The sequence below is a fragment of the Clostridioides sp. ES-W-0018-02 genome (genome assembly GCF_020658175.1).
Taxonomy (GTDB): domain Bacteria; phylum Bacillota; class Clostridia; order Peptostreptococcales; family Peptostreptococcaceae; genus Clostridioides.
Window position 1 is genome coordinate 109031 of sequence record NZ_JACVVY010000008.1, and the last position, 24192, is coordinate 133222.

The 24192-nt window shown below is 29.2% G+C and carries 25 protein-coding genes, 1 rRNA gene and 1 other annotated feature; of the genes, 2 read left to right on the plus strand and 24 right to left on the minus strand.

The window, feature by feature from the left end; translation table 11 throughout:
• Positions 1-45: 45 nt before the first annotated feature.
• The 15 genes from IC219_RS16345 to IC219_RS16415 all read right to left on the minus strand — a co-directional run bounded on the left by IC219_RS16345 (position 46) and on the right by IC219_RS16415 (position 14974).
• On the minus strand, positions 46-1113 hold the full coding sequence (locus IC219_RS16345) for a putative 2-aminoethylphosphonate ABC transporter substrate-binding protein (RefSeq protein ID WP_227436348.1): 1068 nt from the start codon (positions 1111-1113) through the stop codon (positions 46-48).
• A gap of 11 nt (positions 1114-1124) precedes the next feature.
• Complete coding sequence (locus IC219_RS16350) at positions 1125-2813, minus strand: putative 2-aminoethylphosphonate ABC transporter permease subunit (protein WP_227436349.1); 1689 nt, start codon at positions 2811-2813, stop codon at positions 1125-1127.
• A gap of 17 nt (positions 2814-2830) precedes the next feature.
• Entirely contained in the window at positions 2831-3826 is a 996-nt protein-coding gene (locus IC219_RS16355; RefSeq protein ID WP_227831531.1) for an ATP-binding cassette domain-containing protein, read from the minus strand.
• Complete coding sequence (locus IC219_RS16360; protein WP_227436354.1) at positions 3827-4663, minus strand: PHP domain-containing protein; 837 nt, start codon at positions 4661-4663, stop codon at positions 3827-3829.
• A 3-nt stretch (positions 4664-4666) separates the two neighbouring features.
• The gene (locus tag IC219_RS16365; protein WP_227831532.1) at positions 4667-5836 is read right to left on the minus strand and encodes an alpha-D-ribose 1-methylphosphonate 5-triphosphate diphosphatase; all 1170 of its coding nucleotides are present in this window, start codon (positions 5834-5836) and stop codon (positions 4667-4669) included.
• Positions 5837-6550 (minus strand): phosphonate C-P lyase system protein PhnL, encoded by a 714-nt coding sequence (locus IC219_RS16370; RefSeq protein ID WP_227436358.1) that lies wholly within the window; start codon positions 6548-6550, stop codon positions 5837-5839.
• Between the two features lie 40 nt (positions 6551-6590).
• The gene (locus tag IC219_RS16375) at positions 6591-7463 is read right to left on the minus strand and encodes an ATP-binding cassette domain-containing protein (protein WP_227436360.1); all 873 of its coding nucleotides are present in this window, start codon (positions 7461-7463) and stop codon (positions 6591-6593) included.
• Entirely contained in the window at positions 7456-8325 is an 870-nt protein-coding gene (locus tag IC219_RS16380; protein WP_227831533.1) for an alpha-D-ribose 1-methylphosphonate 5-phosphate C-P-lyase PhnJ, read from the minus strand. Before IC219_RS16380 ends, IC219_RS16375 begins: the two co-directional genes overlap by 8 nt.
• A gap of 18 nt (positions 8326-8343) precedes the next feature.
• Positions 8344-9429 (minus strand): carbon-phosphorus lyase complex subunit PhnI, encoded by a 1086-nt coding sequence (locus tag IC219_RS16385; protein WP_227436363.1) that lies wholly within the window; start codon positions 9427-9429, stop codon positions 8344-8346.
• Positions 9430-9431: 2 nt separating this feature from the next.
• On the minus strand, positions 9432-10007 hold the full coding sequence (gene phnH / locus IC219_RS16390) for a phosphonate C-P lyase system protein PhnH (RefSeq protein WP_227483612.1): 576 nt from the start codon (positions 10005-10007) through the stop codon (positions 9432-9434).
• A gap of 14 nt (positions 10008-10021) precedes the next feature.
• Positions 10022-10453, minus strand: coding sequence for a phosphonate C-P lyase system protein PhnG (gene phnG / locus IC219_RS16395; protein ID WP_227436367.1), 432 nt, complete (start codon positions 10451-10453; stop codon positions 10022-10024).
• A gap of 265 nt (positions 10454-10718) precedes the next feature.
• Complete coding sequence (locus tag IC219_RS16400; protein ID WP_227436369.1) at positions 10719-11489, minus strand: TatD family hydrolase; 771 nt, start codon at positions 11487-11489, stop codon at positions 10719-10721.
• 29 nt (positions 11490-11518) lie between these two features.
• Positions 11519-13456: a methionine--tRNA ligase gene (metG, locus tag IC219_RS16405; RefSeq protein ID WP_227436371.1), complete on the minus strand. Its 1938-nt coding sequence runs from the start codon at positions 13454-13456 to the stop codon at positions 11519-11521.
• 82 nt (positions 13457-13538) lie between these two features.
• Positions 13539-13787: a binding site (T-box leader), on the minus strand.
• A 65-nt stretch (positions 13788-13852) separates the two neighbouring features.
• Complete coding sequence (locus IC219_RS16410) at positions 13853-14374, minus strand: spore maturation protein (protein WP_227436373.1); 522 nt, start codon at positions 14372-14374, stop codon at positions 13853-13855.
• A 15-nt stretch (positions 14375-14389) separates the two neighbouring features.
• Entirely contained in the window at positions 14390-14974 is a 585-nt protein-coding gene (locus tag IC219_RS16415) for a nucleoside recognition domain-containing protein (protein ID WP_227436375.1), read from the minus strand.
• Between the two features lie 131 nt (positions 14975-15105).
• On the opposite strand from IC219_RS16415, the gene IC219_RS16420 reads away from it, so the two are divergent.
• Positions 15106-16536, plus strand: a complete 1431-nt coding sequence (locus IC219_RS16420) for a nicotinate phosphoribosyltransferase (RefSeq protein ID WP_227436377.1) — start codon at positions 15106-15108, stop codon at positions 16534-16536.
• A 37-nt stretch (positions 16537-16573) separates the two neighbouring features.
• Positions 16574-17002: an Lrp/AsnC family transcriptional regulator gene (locus tag IC219_RS16425; RefSeq protein WP_021386461.1), complete on the plus strand. Its 429-nt coding sequence runs from the start codon at positions 16574-16576 to the stop codon at positions 17000-17002.
• Between the two features lie 186 nt (positions 17003-17188).
• On the opposite strand, the gene IC219_RS16430 is transcribed toward IC219_RS16425, so the two are convergent.
• From IC219_RS16430 to rrf, 9 genes are all read right to left on the minus strand, one after another.
• On the minus strand, positions 17189-17893 hold the full coding sequence (locus IC219_RS16430; RefSeq protein ID WP_227436379.1) for an HDIG domain-containing metalloprotein: 705 nt from the start codon (positions 17891-17893) through the stop codon (positions 17189-17191).
• A 22-nt stretch (positions 17894-17915) separates the two neighbouring features.
• Positions 17916-18749: a 16S rRNA (cytidine(1402)-2'-O)-methyltransferase gene (rsmI, locus tag IC219_RS16435; protein ID WP_227436381.1), complete on the minus strand. Its 834-nt coding sequence runs from the start codon at positions 18747-18749 to the stop codon at positions 17916-17918.
• Positions 18750-19502 carry a tRNA1(Val) (adenine(37)-N6)-methyltransferase gene (locus IC219_RS16440; RefSeq protein WP_227831534.1) on the minus strand — a complete coding sequence of 251 codons (753 nt, stop codon included), beginning with the start codon at positions 19500-19502 and terminating at the stop codon, positions 18750-18752.
• Between the two features lie 76 nt (positions 19503-19578).
• Positions 19579-20472: a stage 0 sporulation family protein gene (locus tag IC219_RS16445; protein ID WP_227436386.1), complete on the minus strand. Its 894-nt coding sequence runs from the start codon at positions 20470-20472 to the stop codon at positions 19579-19581.
• Positions 20469-21404 (minus strand): ATP-binding protein, encoded by a 936-nt coding sequence (locus tag IC219_RS16450; RefSeq protein ID WP_227436388.1) that lies wholly within the window; start codon positions 21402-21404, stop codon positions 20469-20471. Before IC219_RS16450 ends, IC219_RS16445 begins: the two co-directional genes overlap by 4 nt.
• A gap of 2 nt (positions 21405-21406) precedes the next feature.
• Entirely contained in the window at positions 21407-22096 is a 690-nt protein-coding gene (locus IC219_RS16455; RefSeq protein ID WP_227436391.1) for a dTMP kinase, read from the minus strand.
• A 97-nt stretch (positions 22097-22193) separates the two neighbouring features.
• Positions 22194-23603, minus strand: a complete 1410-nt coding sequence (locus tag IC219_RS16460) for an aminotransferase class I/II-fold pyridoxal phosphate-dependent enzyme (RefSeq protein WP_227436393.1) — start codon at positions 23601-23603, stop codon at positions 22194-22196.
• Between the two features lie 159 nt (positions 23604-23762).
• Positions 23763-23954: a DUF378 domain-containing protein gene (locus IC219_RS16465; protein ID WP_227436395.1), complete on the minus strand. Its 192-nt coding sequence runs from the start codon at positions 23952-23954 to the stop codon at positions 23763-23765.
• A gap of 121 nt (positions 23955-24075) precedes the next feature.
• Positions 24076-24192: ribosomal RNA gene (gene rrf, locus IC219_RS16470) — 5S ribosomal RNA — on the minus strand.

The window sequence follows — 24192 nt, forward strand, 5'->3', positions numbered from 1 at the left end:
AATTTTATATTCTAGGCTCTTTTTTATTGGATTTTATTAATGAATTTAACTTTCCTTTTCTGTCTTTCCATCATATTTTGATATCCATTTATTTAATATAGTTTCTCTATTTTTTGCTGCTGATTTTAAATCATTATCTATCATTTGTTCTAATGGCTTTTTAGGGAATCCTTCTGGGATTGGATTTCCTGTATCAACTGTAGTAACTGCATAGTTCTTAGAATACTCATTCATTGCATCTTTACTTATTGCCCAATCTAAAAATACCTTAGAAGCTTCTTTTATATTATCTTTTTTTACAAGAGCATTTGCTTCTATATCCCATCCAGAACCTTCTTTTGGAAACACTACTTCTACTGGATAACCTTCTTCTTTTAATTTTATGCCTCTGTATCCAAAAGATATCCCTATAGGATACTCTCCTGAAGCTGCTGATGTAGCTGGAGCTGAACCTGATTGAGTATATACACCAATATTTTCATGTAACTTATCCATATATTGCCATGCTTTTTCTTCTCCCATAATTTGTATAAGCGCTGATACCGTTAAATATCCTGTACCAGAAGAAGATGGATTAGGCATAGATATAAGACCTTTATATTCTGGCTTTATCAAATCTTCATAAGAACTAGGAACTGGTATATTTTTATCTTTTAATTCTTTAGTATTTACTGTTATACCTGTCATCCAAGCATCTATTCCAACCCATGAAGGTACTTCTTTATCATCTTTAAATGCAGGGTCTATCTTATCAGACCCTTCTGGAGCGTATGGTTCTAACATTCCTTGGTCATCTGCAACTAGCAAGCTTGTGGCAGCAATCCCCCATACAATATCTGCTTGAGGATTATCTTTTTCTGCTAATAGTCTTGCTGTTATATCTCCTGTTGATGCTCTAACAACATTTAATTTAATATCTGGGTATTTTTCTTTAAATGTAGCTAAATATGGGTCTATACTGTCTTCTTCGATTGCTGTGTAAACTGTTAAATCACCTTTTGTTTTACTATCAGACTTTGAGTCTCCACCTGATGAGGCAGTGCTACATCCTGTTATTACACTCAATAAAAGTGTTGATAATACTCCTAAAGAAACTAGCTTCTTAAATTTCATCTTTACCTCCCCTATGCAACATCTTTTTGTTGCCATTTTTGTGTATTATTTTTTAATTTTTTTGTTACGAATTCATAGCAAAGTCTTACTATTATATTTGTTAAAAGCACTAATACTGCCATAGCTGCTGATGGTCCTATATATCCTATCTCATCTAACTTCAATATGGATATTGATGCAGTCTGAGTCTGAGGAGTATATAAAAATATTAATGCTGAAACAGTAACCATTGAATTTACAAAATAATATACTACTATCTCAAGTATTGATGTTATAGACATTGGTACTGTGATGTTGAAAAACACTTTATAAAAGGGAATATTTATAGATTTTGCAACTAACTCATACTCTCTATCCAGCATTTTTAGTGACGAATTTGAAGTTATAAAGCAAACAGAGTAAAAATGTACTATATTTACTATGACAAGTATAGCTGTACCACCATATAGGAAATTTAGTGGATTACTTGCTGAGTTAAAAAAAGTTATATATGATATTCCTAGCACTAGACCTGGTAATGCCATTGGTATCATAGATAAAAAGTAAGCTGTTTGTCTTAATCGTGGAAACTTATCTACTTTTTCTATCATGTATGCACTAAAAAACACAAATATAGTTCCAAATATAGCTGTTAATGTTGATATTTTTAAACTGCTTAAATAGGTTTTTAATCCGCTTCCTAAAATACCTTTAAATGTATAATGTTCCATTGTAAAACTTAGGTTATATGGCCATAATTTTATGACTGAACCTATAACTGAAACAAATATCAAAATGAAGATTAATAAAGTTATAAAACTACATGCTATTAAAAATACTCTATCTCTAAATTTGTTTTCTTTAATTTTATAAGGCATAGATTTTGCTGTTATAGTCATTCCTTGTTTTTTACTTGCCACCTTGTCTAATGTAAAAGCTATTAGTACAGGAATCAACATTACCATAGAAACAGTTGCTCCCATTGGTATGTTAAACTGCCCTACTACTTGCTTATATATATCTGTAGCTAACACATTATAGTTTCCTCCGACTACTTTTGCTGCTCCAAAGTCTGTAAATGCAAGTATAAAGGATACAAAGAAGGAGCTTACTAGTGAGTACTTTATGCCTGGAATTGTAATTTTAAAAAACTTTTTAAAATCACTAGCCCCTAAGCTATCTGCTGCTTCATAAAGTCTATAATCTGCCATTGAAAGAGCAACGGATAGTATTAAAAAAGCTTGTGGAAATGTAAACAGTATTTGAGAGACAATTATTCCTAATGGTCCATATAATGGTATCTCAAATCCCATTGTTGTAAATATTCCTTTATTTCCAAACAGGTATATAAGTGAAATACCATATAACATAGTTGGTGCAAAAAGGGGAAACATTCCCATAGTTTTAAAAAAATTCTTAAATTTTATATTTGTTCTTGTTATTGCATATGAATAGATAAATGCTAAACATAGTGATATTAAAGATGAAACTGTAGATACAAAAATTGAATTTTTAAATGATGCTATAAGACTTGGATTTTCAGCATATTTACTAAAATTTGAAATACCTATGAAGTTTCCACTTGTATCTAAAAATGCATTTTTTAATAATGATACTAAAGGAAACAATATAAATACTATTAGTATAATTAGCGAAAAAATTAAAAAACATTTTTGTATTGTACTATCACTTATCCTTCTTTTGTTTTTTGTTGTTATCATTTATTCACCCCTAGCTATTAAGCACATCCCTCTGATTTATATTCTACAATTCCTTCTTTGGGAATTTTAAAATTTATTTTAGACCCTATACATAGTTTCATTTGTTCTGCAACTTTTGAAACTATATCTAATTTTATTTTCTTAGAACAATACTCAACTGTAATTCTATAGTTAAATCCTCTAAATTCAATATCTAAAATCTCTCCAACTTTGATATCATTGTCTTTAGAACCTCTATTAAATTCTACTTTTATATCTTCTGGTCTGATAGCTATCTTATTAATACCATCATCTATAAAGTTTATTGTCCCTATAAAATCAGCTACAAAAGGGGTCTCTGGATTTTTATATATTTCTTTTGGAGTCCCAACCTGTATTATTTCTCCACTATTCATAACAACCATTTTATCCGCCAAGCAAAGTGCCTCTTCTTGGTCGTGAGTTACCATTATAGTAGTAATACCCAGTTTTCTATGTAAGCTTCTAATCTGTTCCCTAAGTTTCAATCTTACTTTTGCATCCAATGCAGATAATGGTTCATCAAGAAGTAAAAAATCTGGCTCTAGAGCAATTGCACGAGCTAGTGCGACTCTCTGTTGTTGCCCTCCTGATAATTGAGAGGGATACTTTTTCTCATATCCACTTAATTCTACTACCTCTAAAACTTCATTAACTTTCTTATCAATATTAGATTTATTTATATTTTTATTTTCTAAGCCAAAAGCTATGTTTTTGTAAACAGTCATATTTGGAAATAGTGCATATGACTGAAAAACTATACCAAAATTTCTACTTTCAGGTGGTGAGTTTGTCATATCCTTATCGTTTATTATTATTTTTCCATCATGTTTGTCTTCAAGCCCTGCAATTATCCTAAGCAATGTACTTTTCCCACATCCACTTGGTCCCAATAAACAAATAAACTCTCCTTTTTCAATATCAATAGATATGTCTTTTAGCACTTTAGCTTGTCCATAACTTTTACTTACATCTTTAACTTGTAAAAAAGACATTTATAAAACCCCTCCTAAGGCTAACCTAAACTTAAATAAATCTTCTCTATTTAAGCTTTTACTTCCTAGATCACACTCATGCTGAGAGTAAAGCCCATGATAATCTGAGCCTCCTGTAACAACTAAGTTGTATTTCTTAGCATAAGAAAGTGACTCTTTTTCTAAGTCTTTATTGTGAGATGGATGATACACTTCTATCCCATCTAATCCAACATTCACCATATCTTCAATAGCATTAAAATTGTCCATTTGCCCAGGATGAGCTAGTACGCAAATTCCACCAGAACTTTTTATAGCTCTTATTGCATCTTTATAATCTACATATTTTAAAGATACATACGCCTTACCATTTCCTCTATGAAACAACTCTTTATATAAACTTGAATATATTTTATCTGTGTATCCTTTATCTATAAGTGCTTTCATTATATGTTGTTTAAATATTCCAGTCTTTGATGAATATTTCTTTACATCTTCTAGAGATATTTTATATCCTAAATCTATAATTTTATTTACCATCTTAACAGATGCTTTATGTCTATCACAAACCATTGGATTACATAAATTTTTTATTTCTTGACTATTTAAATCTATGTTATAGCCCAAGATATGAACTCTTTTTCTGTTTTTATAATCGTATGCTGATATTTCTATACCTGGTATTATAGTTATTCCATAATTTTCTCCCAATATGATAGCTTCATCTAATCCAGACAATGTATCATGATTTGTTATTGCTAAAACACTTATATTATTTTCTGATGCTCTCTTAATTATTTCTTCTGTAGTGAAGTTATTATCTGATATGCTTGTATGACAATGTAAATCTGTTAACAATCTTTATACCTCCCTTTTATAAACTGTTTTTCCATTTACAATAGTATTTACAACTCTTGGATACTCACTATCAATATCCAATAAAACTAAATCCGCTTTTTTATTTTCTTTTATGCTACCTCTTTCACCATATATACCAACTGCTTTAGCTGGATTTGAAGTAAATAGGTTAACTGCTTTATTTAGATTGTTAGTTTCTTGTGCAACTATGCACATGGACTTTATCATTGCTGATGGAAGATAGTCTGAACAAACAATATCACAACAGTCTTCCAATATAGCATCCATTGCCTTTAAGTTGTTATTATGAGATTTCCCTCTTACAATATTTGGGGCACCTAGACAAGTTAAAACACCCAATTTCTTTGAATATTTTGCAACTTCAAGAGTTATAGGAAATTCAGATACATTAACTCCTATATTTTTTATAAAATCCATTTTTTCTAACGTATCATCATCATGTGATGCAACATTTATATTTTTAGTTTTTGCCACTCCTATGACACTGGCTATTTTATTCCAATCTAAATTATCATGTAAATCTACTAAGTCATCTAACCATGTATCTACATAATTTTCTGTTACTCCCCATACCTTAGTAGCATACTCTCTATAGAACTTTGGATTTGTATACTGACCTTGTCCTGGAGAATGGTCCATTATAGATAAATAGTCTATTTTATCTTCTTCTAACAACTCTGACACCTTCTCTAAACCTTCATGGTATAACACTTCATACCTTAAGTGAACTTTATGATTTATATTCTTACTATTTATATTTTTGTACGAATCGATATTTTCAATCATTTCCAAAGAATTATCAATACTTCTAACTCCTACTCCATCACCCAAAGATATAGAATGATAAACTGTTGTTATTCCATTTGCAGGTAGTTTTTTATCTAGTTCATAAAATGCCATATTAAATGGTAATAATGTACTTGGTCTTGGCTCTATTTCCTTTTCAATAGCATCACTATGAATATCTATGATACCAGGTATAACATATAAGTTTTTTGCATCTATTATTTCATCTATCTCATTGAAATCTAGTAAATAATCAATCTTATCATTTGAGACTTTCTTTATTGTATCTCCTGCTATAATTAAATGGCCATTTTCTAATATTTTATCTTCCAATACAATATTTGCATTATGAATTAATTTTACCATCTAAGCTACCCCACTTTCACTTATAGTGCCTTTTGTCATAGTAAATGTTTTATCTATAACGGTCTCCATAAATTCTATATCATGAAATATCCCTATCATTGTAGTTCCTTGATTTTTAAGTTCCAACATTTTTTCTTTTACGTATATTTTAGATTGATTATCAAGTGATGCAGTTGGTTCATCAAGTAACAAAAGCCTAGGTTTTTTGACCATAGCTTGTGCTAGATTTAATCTTAATTTTTCTCCGCCAGAAAAATTATTCGGATAAGCATCCCACAAGTTTTCCTTTATTTCAAACTGAGTTAGTATATCTTTTGCCATATCATATGCACAATCTTTTTCAAATCCACTCTCAATTAAAGAATGTACTACTAGCTCAATAGCCGTTATTCGTGGAAGTGTTTTTAAAAACTGTGATACATATCCTATTTCCTTTTTTCTAAGATTTATCATTTCTCTGTCACCAATTGTAGATAAATCTATCTTTCCATATATTTCTGAGTTAAATATTATTTCTCCAGTCGTTGGGATATATGTTTTATAAATACTTTTTAATATAGTAGACTTTCCCGCTCCAGATTTTCCTATTATTCCTAAAAATTCACCTTTGGAAATTGTAAAATTTATTTCACTACACGCTTTTATAGTTTTATTTAATGCATGTAATTCAAAATCTTTGCTAAAATTATTTACTTCAAGTATAATTTCTTCCATTTTATTTAAAACCCCCATTTTACTTATTTACAAATATTATTTATAGTAGTGAATTTATAAGTTGCTGAGTATATGGATGCTGTGGGTCTTCCATTATTTGGTCTGTTAAACCAGATTCGATTACACTTCCATTTTTCATAACAATTGTCCTATCAGCAAGCATTTTTATAACATCAAAGTCATGAGATACTACTATCATAGAGATTTTAAGCTCTCTTTGTATTTCCCTTATTAAATCTAATACCTCAGCTTGTACAGAAACATCCAGTCCTGTTGTAACTTCGTCTAATAAAAGTATTGGAGGATTATTAGAAAGTGCTTTTGCTATTTGAACTCTTTGTTGCATTCCCCCACTAAAATATTTCGGTTTGTGGTCTATTCTTTCTACAGGTATATTAGTCTTTACTAGAAGCTCTTTAGCCCTATCTCTTATTTTCTCAACATTATATATATTAGCCATTAATAATTTCTCTGCTATATTCCCACCACTACTAAAATTCAAATTTAAACCAAGGTGGGGATTTTGATATACAATACCCATAAAATGATTCTTTATGTACCTCTTTTTTTGGTCTGAGAGTTCTAATATATTTGTACACTTGTCATAATTTGACATGTACACTTCTCCACTATTTGCATTCTCTTGAAAAAACAAAATCTTTAACAATGTACTTTTTCCTGAACCAGATTCTCCAACAATACCAAGAACTTCTCCTTCATAAAGTTCAAGATTTACATTATTACATGCAACTATAGAACCACAATATTTACATATATTATTACTTTCATATCCTGTACTCTCAAAACAATTTTCACATCCATCTCCATAAATAAGATTAATATTTTTTCCTATTAACACTTGTTTATCTATATTTTCTATTTTTTTGTCTTCGCCTAGTTTTGCACTACTCATTCCAAGCACCTCCAATTGCCACATCTACGCCATCATTTCTTAACCTAACTTTTTCACAATAACTTGTATCAGAACAGCTATAGTACTTTTCATTAGTATCACCATCATATACTTCATCTAGAAATGTATTTGAACTTTTACATAAACTACAATGTTTTCCTTCAAATTTTTCCTCTTCAAATTTATAGTCATCAAATTCTAAAGGTTCTACCTTTGTGTATGGAGGTATAGCGTATATTCTCTTTTCTCTACCTGCACCAAATAAAAATAAGTTATCTGACATGTTTAATTTCTTTATATCAAATCTTGGTATTGGCGATGGATTCATTAAATATCTATCATTTACTTTACATGGATACTCTGCTGCTATTGATATATCATCAAATTTAACTATATCTTCATACAGATATACCCACATCCTACTATAATCTTCTTCTGAATGCATTCTTCTTGTCTCTACTTCACTAGGCTCTACTATTCTAAGTGTCTCTGGTATTGGCACTTGAAATATCAGTATTTGATTAGACATTAATTTTTCTTCTGGTATTCTATGTCTTGTTTGAATCAATGTAGATTTTAATGTATCTTTTGTAGTTTCTACATTACTTACACTTGAAATAAAATTGCTTATATTACAAGCATTTGTAGAATCATCACTTCCTTGGTCAATCACTTTTACTACATCACTTTCACCAAGCAATGATAGGGTTAGTTGTAGTCCTCCAGTCCCCCATCCCTTAGCAATAGGTAATTCTCTTGAACCAAAAGGTACTTGATAACCAGGTATTGAAACTGCTTTTAGTATTTTTCTTCGGATTTCTTTTTTTGTATTTTCATCTAAAAAACCATAGTTATATATCACTTAATTTCCCTCCATATCCTATTTTATTCTTTCTACATCTGCTTTAAAATCTACATAGTGAGGAAGCTTAAAGTGAGATATAAACCCTAATGAATCTATACCATCTATATGAAGTAATACAAATTCTTCATCTTGGGCTAATTTTTCACTATTTGGTTCCAAAGATTTATCTAGTATAGCCATAGATATAGCCTTATTTTCATTATTTCCCATACAAAGACCATATCCTAAAGACATTTTATTTATATCTCCCGATTTATTTTTAGAATTTTCAGACTTACTTTGTGATGCTTTTGATACTATTTCACACTCAGTAACTAACATTTCTCCGATTGTTATTTGCTCATCTTCATAAATAGGATGTTTTATTTTTATATATACATCTCCTGTCCTAAGTTCACTTATATATGGATGTTCATCACCAAAACCTCTTACAATAGAATAAGCAAACCCTGATACGGCTCCACTTTCACCTCTAGTAAGTGCCTGCAATTTAGCTGACCTAGAAACTGGAAATCTTAGGCTGTTTCTTGTAATATCATCTATTACTTCTTCTAATTTATCTTCATAAGTATCCTCTTCCAACAAATTCTCTTTTCTAAATATATTAGATACTTTTGTGAATTTAGGTATTTCATTCACTTTTTCTAAGTCATTTATATAGTTAGCTTTAAAATCTCTATTTTTTTCTTCATCTTCTTTAAGCAACTCTACATTTAGTATTCTATTTTCATAATCTCTAGTTGCTCCAAGATACTGCCCTCCTGGTATATCTTTAAATGTAGCTGATATTCTTCTACCTATTCTCATTTCTTCTGTATTTATAGGTTCTGAATAGGTTACTCTAGGCATTGTTGACCTTAATGCTCTTATATAGAAAGATGCTTCTAATATATCACCTTGAGCCTGTTTTATAGCTAATGCAGATAATTCCTTATTGTATAGACTTCCTTCAGAAATCACTTTGTCCACAGCATAAGACATTTGCTCTTTAATTTGTTTTACATCTATTGGTAGGCTTTCTCCTTTTATTCTATAAAATTCAAGTATATTTTTAGCCTGTAATATAGCTTCTTCTCCACCTTTAACTGCCACATAAGCCATTATTATAATACCTCCCAACTTAATTTTGATGACCTTGGTATAAATGCAAGTTCTCCTTTGTTATCTATTAAAATCAAATCTGCCCCTGTCGGATAGTCTTTATTTATCATAAGTAATCTTTCTAAGAATTCTTGTTTAACTCCATCTATATATAAATTCTTTTTAGATTTTATACCAGGACCACTTAAATAAAGTCTTATGAATTTATCTTTATAATCTGTTGATAGTTCATTTACTTGGTGTATTATAGTTGTACTTTCATCAGGATATTCAAAAGAACCTATTTTAATTTGTAGTATATCTAATTCTGAATTAATATCTAAAAACAGATAATCTGATTTATTGTAATTTACTTGGTTTGACATTGTCAGCGCTCTTATATTTTTTATATCTTCTTTAGTACAGTTTTCTATATAGAAGGTAACTTCTTGGTCTAATAAAGTAATTGCTATACCAATTGCTCCATTTGATAATTTTGTATTATTTTCTATATTTATATTATTGATGTTATTTAATTTCCCAGGAAATGAAGCACTATCTAGCAACTTTCTATATATTTCTTGCGTGTAACTTACCATGATTCTCCTCCTACTTAATCCATAGTATTGAATTGGACTTTTGTTTTATTAATTAAACTAAATTCATTAATAAGTTCTTGCTCATATCTTAAACTTTCTTCACAGATACTTTTATTTATGTAGTTCTTTAATTCATCAAATTTATTATTATTGCTATGTAAAACTGCATCTATAGTTGCCAAGCAAATAACTTTTTTTTCATTATTTTCTGCAACTATACCATAACCTAAGCTTTCATCTACCTTAACACTACACTCTGTAACTAGTATTTCTCCTAAATTAAATGTAGTATTTTTTACACTTTCGTTGGCTCTCACCATCACTGTAGCTAAGCTAGGGGCTTTAATTATAGAAATGCTTGATGTATTTTTTATCATTAAATATATTTGCTCTAATTTCTCATAGTTCATATTTATCAATATCTTAGTACTATCAACTGTATGCAAAATTTTGCCTCCTTAATCTTTCCTTTATTTACTTATTTCTAAGAATATAATATACAATCTAAGTTAAATGGATATTATGTTTGAGTTAATTCTAGTGAATATCTTGTAAATTCTTTTTTAACAATGTTAAGAAGTATGTTGTAAAACTAATAAAAAATTATAATATTACAAATAGAAAAAGCATACCATTCAAACTGAATGGTATGCTTTTTCTATATTTATAACTATTATTTTTGTATAATTGTAAATTTTATTTTTAATTTACTTATTTTATATTAAAGAACTTCTTCGCATTTTCTTTAGTAATTTTACACACTTCCTCATAAGATATTCCTTTTTCTTGAGCTATTTTATCTGCAACAAAAGCTACTTGAGAAGGATTATTTCTCTTTCCTCTATGTGGTTCTGGTGACATATATGGTGAATCAGTTTCTATAAACAGTCTTTCTAGAGGTATCTCTCTTACAACTTCTCTAGTTTTTTTATTATTTTTAAAAGTAACTGTTCCTGGAATTGATATATAGCATCCCATTTTAACATATTCTCTAGCTAATTCCACATTACCACTATAACAATGAAGCACACAACCTATTTCAGGACTCTTAGTGTTTTTTATTATCTCAAAAGTATCCGCATGTGCATCTCTATCATGTATTATTATTGGAAGCTTTAACTCATTAGCTAGTTCAATTTGTTTCTTAAACCACTCTTTTTGCTCTTCTCTTGGAGAATAATCATAATAATAATCTAACCCAATCTCTCCTATAGCCACAACCTTTTCATTTTCAGTTGCAAGTCTTCTTAGAGTGTCTATTGCTGTATCATCTAGTTTTGATACATCATGTGGATGTACCCCAACTGCCGAATATATAAAGTCATATTTTTTTGATAGTTCAATTGCTGTTATAGAAGTTTCTATATCTGCTCCTGGATTTACAACCAAATCTACACCTTTTTCTTTTAATGAACCAATAAGTTCATCTCTATCTTCATCAAAACTTTCATCATTTAAATGTGCATGTGAGTCAAATAACATTTTTTATCTCCTTACTGTTTAATTGCCTATTAGCGAACCTCGCATCCATCCTTGGCACCTTGTGTAAATGGTAGAACATAAGGGTCACCATCATCTCCTGCTGCTAATATCATCCCTTGAGATTCTACACCTCTTAACTTAACTGGTTTTAAGTTACATACCACTGTAACCTCTTTACCAACTAAATCTTCTGGTTTATAGTATTCAGCTATTCCAGACACTATTTGTCTTGTTTCTGGTCCAATCTTAACTTGTGATACTAATAATTTATTTGCTTTTGGATGCTTTTCACAACTTATTATTTTTCCTACTCTAAGCTCTATTTTATCCAAATCATCAATAGTAATTTCTTCTTTATGCTCTAAAGGTTTTTCTTCTACTGGAGGTTTCCCAGAAAACATTTTAGTTAATTCTTCTATTTCTTTTTCTACATCTAGTCTTGGGAATAAAGGTTCGCCTTTAAACACTTTTACGTTTTCTCCAATAAGACCAAATGTCTTTGTGCTTTCCCATGTAGTTATATCATCTTGACCTTGTATTCCTATATGTGCATATATCTTATTAGCAGTTTCATTCATTATAGGATTTATTAGTGTTGCAATTATTCTTATAGATTCACATAAATTATATAAAACTGTATCTAATTCATCTTTTTTACTTTCATCTTTAGCAAGTACCCAAGGCATAGTCTCATCTATATATTTATTAGTTCTTCTAACTAGTTTCCATACACTCTCTAATGCTTCATGGAATTGCATTTTATCCATTTCAGCCTCAAAATTTTCTCTAGTTGATACAGCTTGCTCTTTTAAATCAGCATCAAAATCAGTTGAAGTTTTTACTGTTGGTATTATACCACCGTTGTATTTTTCAACCATTGCTACAGTTCTACTTACTAAGTTTCCTAAATCATTTGCTAGGTCATAATTTATTCTTGTTACAAAATTTCTATGAGTATAACTTCCATCTTGACCAAATGCAAACTCTCTTAATAAGAAATATTTAAGAGTATCTATTCCATATCTTTCTATTATTGGCTCTGGATAAACAACATTACCCTTTGATTTACTCATTTTATCATCAGCAAACAATATCCATCCATGACCAAATACTTGTTTTGGAACTTCTAAACCTAAAGCCATTAAAAGTGCTGGCCATATTATTGTATGGAATCTCACTATCTCTTTACCTACTATTTGAACATTTGCAGGCCAATATTTTTTAAATTCTTCATCATTATCTGTCATATATCCTAATGCTGTTATATAGTTACATAAAGCATCTACCCATACATAAATTACATGCTTTTCATCAAAAGGAACTTTTATTCCCCAGTCAAAAGTTGTTCTTGTTACACTTAAATCTTCTAGCCCTTTATCTAAGAAATTTGCCACCATTTCATTTTTTCTAGCAGCTGGGAAACAGAAACTATCGTCTTTAAATAACTCTTTTAATCTATCTTCATATTTAGATAGTCTAAAGAAATAAGATTCTTCTTTTACTAAGTATGTTTCTCTTCCACAATCAGGACATTTGTTTCCTTCTAATAGCTGTGATTCTGTCCAGAAACTCTCACAAGGAGTACAATATCTACCTTCATACTCTCCTTTGTATATATCACCTTGTTCATATAACTTAGTAAATATTTTTTGTATTATATCTGTATGTCTTTTTTCTGTTGTTCTTATAAAATCGTCATAAGATATATCCATAGTATTCCATAATGCTTTTATATCTTTTATCATTCCATCAAGGTATTCTATTTCTGACATTCCTTGTTCTATTGCTTTCTTTTGTATTTTTTCACCATGTTCATCTGTTCCTGTCAAAAACTTTACATCATATCCACAGAAACGTTTAAATCTAGCTATTGTATCTGCAGCTACTGTTGAGTAAGTATGACCTATGTGTAATCCTCCACTTGGATAGTATATTGGTGTTGTTACATAAAAACTCGGTTTGCTCATATTACTTACCTCCTAATTTTTTATCGTTCATAATTATATATATTTCATTTAAAATAATAAAAAATCGCCTCCTATGATTTAACATAGGGGCGAGATTATTCACGGTACCACCCTAATTCATCTATAACGATTATGTTTCACATGAAATGTAGAAATTAACTTTATAGATACCTTAGTAGACTATAACGTGCCCAACCGTTTTACCCTAGCATATATGCTCAGATAAAAAGCTCCAAGACCATCTTCAATAAATCTTTTTACACTAGCTTTCACCTAACCTAGCTCTCTGATAGAAAAAATCCTTATCTACTCTTCTTTTCATAGCTTATAATTCATATTACAATTTATTTCTATATAATCACTATATTATAAAATTTTTCCCACATTGTCAACAAATTATACAAATATTACATAGCAAATAAAAACTGCTGCTATAACTCCTGCAACATGACTAATCATAGCGCATGACAATGTATGTCTAGTATTTTTTATCTTTAAACTCCCATAATAGATTGCCATTGTATAAAAAATAGTCTCAGAAGAGCCTACAATTGTAGCACCCATTTTTTCTACTAAACTGCCTATTCCAACTCTATGTGCAAGTTCGCTATACATTCCCAAGGCACCACTTCCAGATAAAGGTTTTACACTTATTAAACCTATTAATTCTTTTGGTATACTCATCATATTTGCTATTGGTGTAAATAACCATTCTAACATATCAAGGCCTTTACCAGTTTTAAATATTCCTATTGCTAAAAATATACCTATTATATAAGGTAAAATATCCCATGCAGCCTTTAAACCATCAATTGCTCCTTTTACAAAACTATCATATACATCTATTTTTTTATATTTACCATAAACTACTATGTACAAAATTATTACTGGTATAAGTAAGTTTGAAAATACTTCCATATATCTACATCCCCTTTATCTATATCTTCTTTGAAAAAATTTACATGTTATTATTGCTATTGCTGTAGATATTATGGTTGCAAATAAAGTTGTAAAAATTATTTCACTTGGGTTTTGAGCTCCCATATCCATTCTTAATTTAATTATAGTAAATGGAATTATCTGTATAGATGATATGTTTATTACCATAAACATAATCATATCATTGGTAGCTGTATCTTTTTTGTTATTTAAAGTCTGAAGCTCACTCATTGCTTTTAAGCCAAATGCTGTTGCACCATTACCAGCACCCAACATGTTCAAGGCAATATTCATAACTATATAAGACATTGCTTTGTGACCTTTTGGAATAGAAGGAAACAATCTTCTCATTATAGGATTTAATTTCTGACCTATTTTTTCAATCAAGCCTGACTCTTTTGCAATATTCATTATACCCATCCAGAGTGCCATAATACCAGCTAGACTTATTGCAAATTCTATACCTTTTGATGTTTCACTCAATATAACTTTATTTAATTCTCCCATATTTTTAGAAATCAAACTTCCTATTATTCCTATTGATACCATGTAAAACCATATTTTTCCTATTATAATCAACCTCCTCTTTAAATAATTTTATGATAGTTAGGTAATACTTTATACTTGAAAGTTGTACTATATTATGTTTTAGTATAAGTGTGGGAGTTTTTATAATTTTTAATATTTAATAATAATTAAGGAGAGAAATAATGAGAAATCTAACACTTCTTACTGATTTATATCAGCTTACTATGTTAAATGGCTATTTTGAAAAAAATATTCACGAAGACATTGTTGTATTCGATATGTTTTTTAGAAAAAACGCTTGTGATGGAGGGTATACTATAGTTTGTGGTATTGATCAGGTTGTTGAATACATAGATAACCTTCATTTTTCAGATGAAGATTTGGAGTACTTAAAAAGCTTAAATTTATTTTCTGACAAGTTTTTAAAATTTTTGAAAGAGTTTAAGTTTACAGGAGATATTTATGCTGTTGAAGAAGGGACTATAATGTTCCCTAATGAGCCATTGATTACTGTTAAAGCACCCTTGTATCAAGCTCAACTTATTGAAACAGCATTGTTGACAATAGTCAATTTTCAATCTCTTATTGCTACGAAAGCATCTAGAGTTTGCTTTGCAGCTCAAGGAGATACTGTACTTGAATTTGGATTACGTCGTGCACAAGGTCCAGATGCAGGTATATATGGAGCTAGAGCTGCTGTAATTGGTGGCTGTTCTGGAACTGCAAACGTATTAGCTGGAAAGATGTTTGATGTTCCTATAATTGGTACACATGCTCATAGTTGGGTACAAAAATTTGATACTGAGCTTGAAGCATTCCAAGCATATGCTGATGTTTATCCAGATAAATGCCTACTACTTGTGGATACTTATGATGTATTAAATAGTGGTGTACCTAACGCAATAAAAGTCTTCAAAAATATTTCTGAAAAAGGATACAAACCTATGGGTATAAGACTAGACTCTGGAGATTTAGCTTATCTATCTAAAGAAGCAAAGAAACAACTCGATAGTGCTGGTTTTTCAGATATTAGTATAACTGCATCTAATGACCTTGATGAATACACTATAACATCACTTAAGGCAGAAGGAGCTACTATAAATTCATGGGGAGTAGGTACGAAACTCATTACATCTTTCGATTCACCTTCTCTTGGAGGAGTTTACAAATTAGCTGCATCTTGTGAAAAAGGAACGCTTGAACCTAAGATAAAGATTTCTGAAAATCCAGAAAAAATAAATAATCCTGGTTACAAGAAAGTTATAAGAATATATAACGAGGACAATAAAGCAGAGGCAGATTTAATTATGTTACATGATGAAGTTATAGATGAATCTAAACCTTTAGAAATCTTCCATCCTACATATACATGGAAAACGAAGACGTTTACAAATTATAAAGTTAAAGAGCTTCTTAAGCCATTGTATATAAAAGGAATATGCAAATATAATAAAAAACCTGTTCTTGAAATAAGAAATCATGTACAATATGAATTAAGTACTATCTGGGAACAATACAAAAGACTTTCGAATCCACACATTTACAAGGTTGATTTATCTAGAGATCTTTGGTATTTAAAAACAAAAATGATAGATTCTAAAAAAGTTTTATAGGCATTAATTATTTTTATTTAAGGGGGACTGTTTATTTATGGATGTTACAGATTACAGAATCATAGAAATTTTACAGGATGATGGGAGAATTTCTATGAAGGACTTAGGAAAAATAGTTGGTTTAACTTCTCCTGCAGTTTCAGAAAGAGTCAAGAGATTAGAAGAATCTGGTGTTATAGAAGGATATAAAGCAATTGTTAATCCAGATTCATTAGGTAGAGTTATAAAAGCGTTTATTCACATATCTCTTCCAAGTAATGGATATACAGAATTCATTGAGTCTGCTGGAAAGGACCCTAGAATTGTAGAATGTCACCACATAACAGGTGATGATTGCTTACTTTTAAAAGTTATTGTAAAAGATATGTATGAATTAGAAAACGTGATTGATACTATAAAGAAAATAGGTTCTACCAAGACATCTGTTATATTATCAACACCGATACAAGCAAAATCAATATTGTAAGATAAATTGAACATTAATGGTTTATTCGCTAATACACCATTAAATATTTTTAATAAAATTTTAAGTTTTGATGTAAAAAAAGTTGTCTTTTTTAATTCTATTAAAGACAACTTCTTTTAGGTTTTTAAAGTTTGTATATTTTAAATTTAAATCAATTGTATAAGTCTTAAATTATATTAACTAACTTTATACATTTGTATAATTACTCTTATATAAGTAATTTGTTAGAATATATTCCATATAGGTCTTTAATACACCTACTTCTTCATCCTTGCCTAATAATTTTATAGTAGATACTATATCTGCATATCCAAGTAATATTATACCTATAGTATCTTCATCTACTAAATTAAATACATTAGCTAACTCTTTTTTACTCAAATCATTTTTCTTATATAAAGATAAAAGTGTCATATGATATCTTACATATTTACTTATAAGTTTATATGTCTGTATTGATAACTCTAAATTTGTACCCATATTATTTACTATTTGTGCACCTATTTTTTCATGATTTGTAAAATGAACTCTACCTGTTTCATCTAAAGTTACACTATCTGGCTTTCCTATATCATGTAAAAAGATTCCTAACTTTAATGCTTGTGACTTATTTATTTCATCATCAATATATAAATTCAAATAATTTGACACATGTTCTCTCAAATGATTTGGAAAAAATTCTTTGTCATTTAGCACTACTTCTAATTCTTTTAATGCATTTATAGAATGTTCAAAACAGTTAACAACATGATATTTACATTCTCCTACAGATTTCATTGCTTTTACTTTAGGGATTGCTTTTTCTAGTTCATTCTTTTTATCCAACTCTATAAACGTTTTATGTGTATCTTTCCTTTTTAAACTCTCTATTATAATTTTTCCTATTTCCATAAAATCACCTCAGATTCAGGTTTTATAAATCCAGAACTTGTTTATAAACAATATCCTTTTTTAATTTTCTATCTTTACAAACTACTTTTATTGCATCTTTTTTGTTCATACCACTTTCAATTAACTTTAAAACATATTCTCTATCTGTAAGAGCATCATAATCTCTTTTTTCTGATTTTTCACCATAGAAACCTTCTACTATTAATACAAACTCTCCTCTTACTTCGTTTTCTTCAAATATTTTTATAACAGTTTCTATATCTTCTCTTATTATCTCTTGATATTTTTTTGTGAGCTCTCTATTTACAGAAATTTTTCTATTTCCAAGAATTTTAAGCATATCTTTTAGTGTATCCTTCAATCTATGTGGTGATTCATAAAAAATTATAGTTCTGCTTTCCTCTTTTATTTCTTCTAGCTGTTGTCTTCTAACTTTTTTATCTCTATCCAAAAAACCTTCAAAAACAAATTTATGTGTATCCATACCAGAGCCAACCAACGCTGTTACAAATGCTGTTGCTCCTGGTAATACTTCTATCTCTATATTATTTTGTATGGACTGTCTTATTATCTCTTCTCCTGGGTCAGATATACCAGGCATACCTGCGTCACTTATTAAAGCTATGTTTTCTCCATCAATTAATTTATTGATTAAATAATCGCCTTTTGAATCTTTATTGTGCTCATGATAGCTAGTCAAAGGTTTTGAGATTTCAAAATGATTTAAAAGCTTTATACTGTGTCTTGTATCTTCTGCCGCAATTAAATCTACTTCTTTTAAGATTCTTAAAGTCCTATACGTTATATCCTCTAAATTTCCAATTGGTGTTGGACATATGTACAATTTTCCACTCATCTATAACTCTCCTATATCTTCATTATTATATATTGATTTTAATTCTTCTGTATAATTACCATCTTCTCCATAGACATATAGTGGGTCTAATATCTTAAGCTCTGGTCTGCCATCTTTTACAAATTGAACCAAAACCAAATTAGGTGCTTTTTTAGGTCTTGGATGAACAAACTGAATAACTTTTGGCTCTAATCTGTATTTTCTCCCTAAAGTTATTATATCAACCAATCTTGTTGGTCTATGTATCATGAAAAATTTACCTCTAGGCATAACTAATCTGGATGCGGTCCTTATTACATCCTCTAGATTACACTTTACTTCATGTCTTGATATTGCTTTTTTATCATTTGGATTTTTTATACCATCAATATGCATATATGGAGGATTTGATGTAACTACATGATATCCATTAACTTCCAAAACTTTGTCTATTGATTTTATATCTCCATTTATAATTTCAACTCTTTCTTCCAAATTGTTTAGTTTTATAGAACGAGTTGCCATTTCATATACATCATCTTGTATTTCTACACCAATAATTTTCTTAGCTTCACTTTTACCTGCAATTAGAACTGGTATAATTCCTGTACCAGTGCCTAAATCAACAACTTTAGCATCTTTTTTTACTTTTGCAAAATTAGCTAATAAAACAGCGTCTATACCAAAACAAAACCCATTAGTATCTTGTATAATTTTAAGACCTTTTAATTGTAAATCGTCGATTCTCTCTGAATCTTTTAATTGTATGCCCATATATAACTCTCCTCAAATATTAGTAGCTCTAAGCATTAATTGCTTTAAAAAAGGTAGGAGAAGCCCTACCTTAAATTTAATCTTCTAATTTCTTTAACTCCTTTAGTGTAGCTTCATCTAATCCATCATTGCCCTTGCATTTACCACCACAGCCCTCACACTTTTTAGGCTCTTTAAGTATTTTTATATCTTCTCTTGTATATATTTTTACTGTTTTGTCTTGGAATTCCACTTTGATTTGTTCTAGCAAAGGATTTACCTCTACAACTTTTCCTTTTCCATCATCTGATTGCACCAATGCACCTACAACAGGCATTTTTTCTATTGCTTCACTATATACATCATGTTCATATTTTAAGCAACAGAATAATCTTCCACATATACCAGATATCTTTGTTGGATTTAAAGATAAGCTTTGGTCTTTTGCCATTTTTATTGAAACTGGTTGAAAATCACCTAACCAAGAAGAACAGCAAAGCTTTCTACCACAAGGTCCTAGACCTCCTATAGACTTTGCCTCATCTCTAACACCGATTTGTCTAAGTTCTATTCTAGTCTTAAATATGGCAGCTAAATCTTTTACTAATTCTCTAAAATCTATTCTACCTTCTGCTGTAAAGTAAAAAATCAATTTATTTCTATCAAATGTATATTCGCAATCTATTAAAAACATTGTTAACTCATGTTCTTTTATCTTTTGTTGACATAATTCAAAAGTCTCTTTTGCTTTTTCCTTATTTTCTAAATATATTTTCTTATCTTCTTCTGTAGCTATTCTTATAATTGGCTTTAAAGGAGAAACTAATTCGCTCTCGTCCATTTCTTTTGGCCCAACCACTACTTTACCATACTCTAAACCTCTTGCAGTTTCTACAACTACATCCATATCTTGCTCTATATTAAAATCAACAGGGTCAAAATAATATATTTTCCCCGCACTTTTAAACCTAATTCCTACTATTTTTATCATTTAATCACCTCGTATATATTTAAAGACATAACTTGTATGCTTATATTGAAATTACAATTACTTTTAATTTTAGTCTTTGTACCTTCTATTATATCAATAATTTTAGATAATTGAGAATAACTAATTTTTCCACTCATGTTTTGGATAAAAACTAGCTTATCTATATTTATTAACATATCTCTATTTACATTTTCTTTTAATAAAATAATGTCTCTAAAATAGTTTATCATAATATCCAATAAACTTATAATCTGATTTCTATATTTCTCCATGTTATTTGGTATATTTAGAATCTCTACTATATTTTTATCTAGCATTATTTGGATATATTGTTGTATATCGTCCCTCATTACTGAAAACTCAGCCGACTGAGATAAGTCTAAAGCATTTTCAATACTACCTCTTGAAAAAGTGGCCAATATTTGGGCTCTTTCTTCTTCTATGCCCTTATTTATTAAATAAGTTTTTAAATCTGCTATTGGTATAGGCGAAAACTTTATTATGTCACATCTAGATTTTATCGTTTCTAATAATGATTCTTTATTATTTGTGACTAAAATTATTATAGCGTAACTTGGAGGCTCCTCTAATGTCTTTAAAAGGGCATTTTGAGCTTCTACCGTCATCTTTTCAGCATTATTTATTATATATATTTTATAGTCTTTATGAGGTCGTACTACTATATCTGATTGTAAGTTTCTAATCTGAGCTATTTTTATACTATTTCCATCTGGATTTATAAGTACATAGTCTGGACTATTTTCTAGATTTACATAGTCAAGTAACAATTTTGATAGCTCATCAGCAAATTTCTTTTTTCCTATTCCATCTATTCCTTCAAACATATACGCATTATTAAGTTTATTTTTATTTATAGAATTTATTAAATATTTTTTTGCAAAATCTTGTCCTATAATATTTTCAAAATACATATTTATCTCTCCATAGATTTTATTGAATCAAGAACTATTTCATAAACTTCATTATGTATACTTTCAATACTTCTTAATTTATTATTTGAAACACAATTTATTTTTTTCCAATCATATTTATCTGCTATATATAGAGCATTATTATAAGATTTCTTTAAATACTCTATATCACTTTCATGAATATCTTTCTCTTTTTCTCCTGTAATTTTGTTTTTTCTATTCTCCATAAGTTTTTCACTAAACTCAATAGGAACATCTAAAAATACAACACAATCAGGTTGAGGTATTTTAAATAAATTAAATTCATAATCAGCCAGCCAGTTAAGATATTCCTCTCTATCAGCAATGTCCATTTTAGAAGCTTGGTGCACCATATTAGAGGTTGTATATCTATCAGCGATAATTATTCCACCTTTATTATAAAATTCCTCCCAATCGGTTTTAAATGATGCATATCTATCCGCTGTAAAAAAAGTTGATGCTATATATGGGTCTACATCTGAGGCATTTTTACCAAAATCCCCTCTCAAATACATTTTTACCAAAGCAGATGATTGAGACTCATAGTTTGGATATTCTACCTTCTTAATCATATAGCCTTCTTTTTTTAGTCTTTCATATAATTTTTTTGTTTGAGTTGCCTTTCCACTCGCATCTGAACCACTCTCTATAATTATTAACTTACCTCTCATTTTAATATCCTCCATCTAAACATTTTGCCTATTTTAGTATATTATTCAAATAAATTTATATATAAATATTCTATAGATTCTTCATAGTAATCCTACTTTATATATGTTCTAAATCTATTATTTCTATAAAATTTAAAGTCATATCTTTAAGTCCACTTATAACCATACCTTTAGAACTACAAAACTTTAAATAATCTATTATTTCTTTACTTATTATTTCGCCAGGGGATATTATATTTATCCCTGGTGGATATGGTACTATAGATTCTCCACATACTTTACCTATGCTGTCATATATTTTAACACTTTTTTTAGTTTTATAAAATGCTTCTCTAGGTGTTAATATTTTCTGTGGAATATCAACAGGATATTTTATGTTATCTAGTTTTGTAGATTTAAATTCTTTTATTACAATATCATCTAATGCCGTTTCTAAACTAATGAAATCTTGAGTACTATTTCCTATTGTACAGATTAATAGAACGCCATAATAATTAGACAACTCTACCTGTATATTATATTTTTTTCTTAAGATATTTTCTAATTCATATCCTGTTAATCCTATATTTTTAGCAGATATGAATACTTTTGTTTTATCATTTGTACTATATATTTCAAGATTTTTATTAACATTATTTTTGAAATTTTGGATATTATCTAAAAGTTCTTCCATTAATTCCTTGCCTTTATTTTCATATATATCTACAGCTAATTCTAGTGAAGATAATAATAAGTAAGAAGGACTTGAAGATTCAGTAATTCTTAACATGTTTGAAATTTTATCTAAGTCAACTCTATCTTCCTGTACATGTATCATTGATGATTGAGTAAAAGATGGAAGTGTTTTATGAGTACTTTGTATAACCACGTCTGCACCTTGCTCAAGAGCTGTTTTAGGAAGTTTCTCACTAAGTCCTAAATGTGCACCATGTGCTTCATCTACTATTACTACCATATTTTTGCTATGTGCGTAATTACAGATATATTCCAAATCATATGTCATTCCATAGTATGTAGGATATGTAAGCAATATTGCTTTTGCATCTAAGTTTTTATCTATTATATCAATTACATTTATTACATTCACACCTTTTAAAATATTAGTATTTTTGCATATTTCGCAAGGAATATATTCTATATCTACATCACCCAAAATACATCCGTTTATAACAGATTGGTGACAGTCTCTATTCACAATTATTTTACTTTTAGGATTACACACTGACATTATTGCAGATTGGATGCCACAACTGCTTCCATTTATTAAATAATATGTATAATCACTTTTAAATACCATTGCAGTATTTTCTTGAGAGACTTTTATAATTCCTTCTGGGGAATGTAAATTATCTGTCCCTATTATCTCAGTTGTATCCATTTTATACAAATTTTCTAATACATTTATATATCCTAATTTTTCATATATTTTTCCCTTTTTATGTCCAGGCATATGAAAAGATATTACTTCTTTATTTACAATTTCACTCAATTCATTAATTATAAACATATATTACTCCTTTTTCCCTACTGTTACCACTTGTTTGAAAACTTCGATTCCTATCTATTTTACCATTAAAAAAGATACAAATTAATATTTTTATAAAATAAAATACCTCATTCTAAATATTTAGAATGAGGTATTTAATATAAAAAAGTAAAAATTGAATTATTCTCTGTCATCAGACATTAAACTTGGTATTAAATACAATCCAGCTAGACCCACAACAAAGTATATTATTCTACTTATCATTTCATATGTTCCACCGAAAATGCTACCTATTAAATCTGTTCCTAGAATACCAATTGCTCCCCAGTTAAGTGCACCAATTATAGCTAAAACTAAAGCAACTTTCTTCATTCATATCACTCCTTAAGAATTAAATTTTTATGATAATCCATAATTCCTGTGTTTAGTTTTCCCAAAATGAAAAAAGAAATACATAATTTTTTTGTTTTTTTTGACAAAAATAAAAAAAATTACGTGGCTACGTCCTACTCTCCCAGGCAGTTTCCCACCAAGTACCATCAGCGCTAGAGAGCTTAACTTCTGTGTTCGGAATGGGAACAGGTGTATCCTCTCTGCTATTGTAACCACA

Coding starts and splice junctions, on each gene's coding strand:
- metG (WP_227436371.1), bottom strand. CDS start 13,456: ATGAGCAAACCGAGTTTTTATGTAACAACACCAATATACTATCCAAGT.
- IC219_RS16445 (WP_227436386.1), bottom strand. CDS start 20,472: ATGATAAAAATAGTAGGAATTAGGTTTAAAAGTGCGGGGAAAATATAT.
- IC219_RS16465 (WP_227436395.1), bottom strand. CDS start 23,954: ATGAAGAAAGTTGCTTTAGTTTTAGCTATAATTGGTGCACTTAACTGG.
- IC219_RS16430 (WP_227436379.1), bottom strand. CDS start 17,893: ATGGAAATAGGAAAAATTATAATAGAGAGTTTAAAAAGGAAAGATACA.
- IC219_RS16460 (WP_227436393.1), bottom strand. CDS start 23,603: ATGTTTATAATTAATGAATTGAGTGAAATTGTAAATAAAGAAGTAATA.
- IC219_RS16400 (WP_227436369.1), bottom strand. CDS start 11,489: ATGTTATTTGACTCACATGCACATTTAAATGATGAAAGTTTTGATGAA.
- IC219_RS16410 (WP_227436373.1), bottom strand. CDS start 14,374: ATGGAAGTATTTTCAAACTTACTTATACCAGTAATAATTTTGTACATA.
- IC219_RS16355 (WP_227831531.1), bottom strand. CDS start 3,826: ATGTCTTTTTTACAAGTTAAAGATGTAAGTAAAAGTTATGGACAAGCT.
- IC219_RS16455 (WP_227436391.1), bottom strand. CDS start 22,096: ATGAGAGGTAAGTTAATAATTATAGAGAGTGGTTCAGATGCGAGTGGA.
- phnH (WP_227483612.1), bottom strand. CDS start 10,007: ATGGTAAGTTACACGCAAGAAATATATAGAAAGTTGCTAGATAGTGCT.
- IC219_RS16350 (WP_227436349.1), bottom strand. CDS start 2,813: ATGATAACAACAAAAAACAAAAGAAGGATAAGTGATAGTACAATACAA.
- IC219_RS16345 (WP_227436348.1), bottom strand. CDS start 1,113: ATGAAATTTAAGAAGCTAGTTTCTTTAGGAGTATTATCAACACTTTTA.
- IC219_RS16440 (WP_227831534.1), bottom strand. CDS start 19,502: ATGGGCATACAATTAAAAGATTCAGAGAGAATCGACGATTTACAATTA.
- IC219_RS16420 (WP_227436377.1), top strand. CDS start 15,106: ATGAGAAATCTAACACTTCTTACTGATTTATATCAGCTTACTATGTTA.
- IC219_RS16385 (WP_227436363.1), bottom strand. CDS start 9,429: ATGGCTTATGTGGCAGTTAAAGGTGGAGAAGAAGCTATATTACAGGCT.
- IC219_RS16370 (WP_227436358.1), bottom strand. CDS start 6,550: ATGGAAGAAATTATACTTGAAGTAAATAATTTTAGCAAAGATTTTGAA.
- IC219_RS16365 (WP_227831532.1), bottom strand. CDS start 5,836: ATGGTAAAATTAATTCATAATGCAAATATTGTATTGGAAGATAAAATA.
- IC219_RS16450 (WP_227436388.1), bottom strand. CDS start 21,404: ATGTATTTTGAAAATATTATAGGACAAGATTTTGCAAAAAAATATTTA.
- IC219_RS16425 (WP_021386461.1), top strand. CDS start 16,574: ATGGATGTTACAGATTACAGAATCATAGAAATTTTACAGGATGATGGG.
- rsmI (WP_227436381.1), bottom strand. CDS start 18,749: ATGAGTGGAAAATTGTACATATGTCCAACACCAATTGGAAATTTAGAG.
- IC219_RS16375 (WP_227436360.1), bottom strand. CDS start 7,463: ATGAGTAGTGCAAAACTAGGCGAAGACAAAAAAATAGAAAATATAGAT.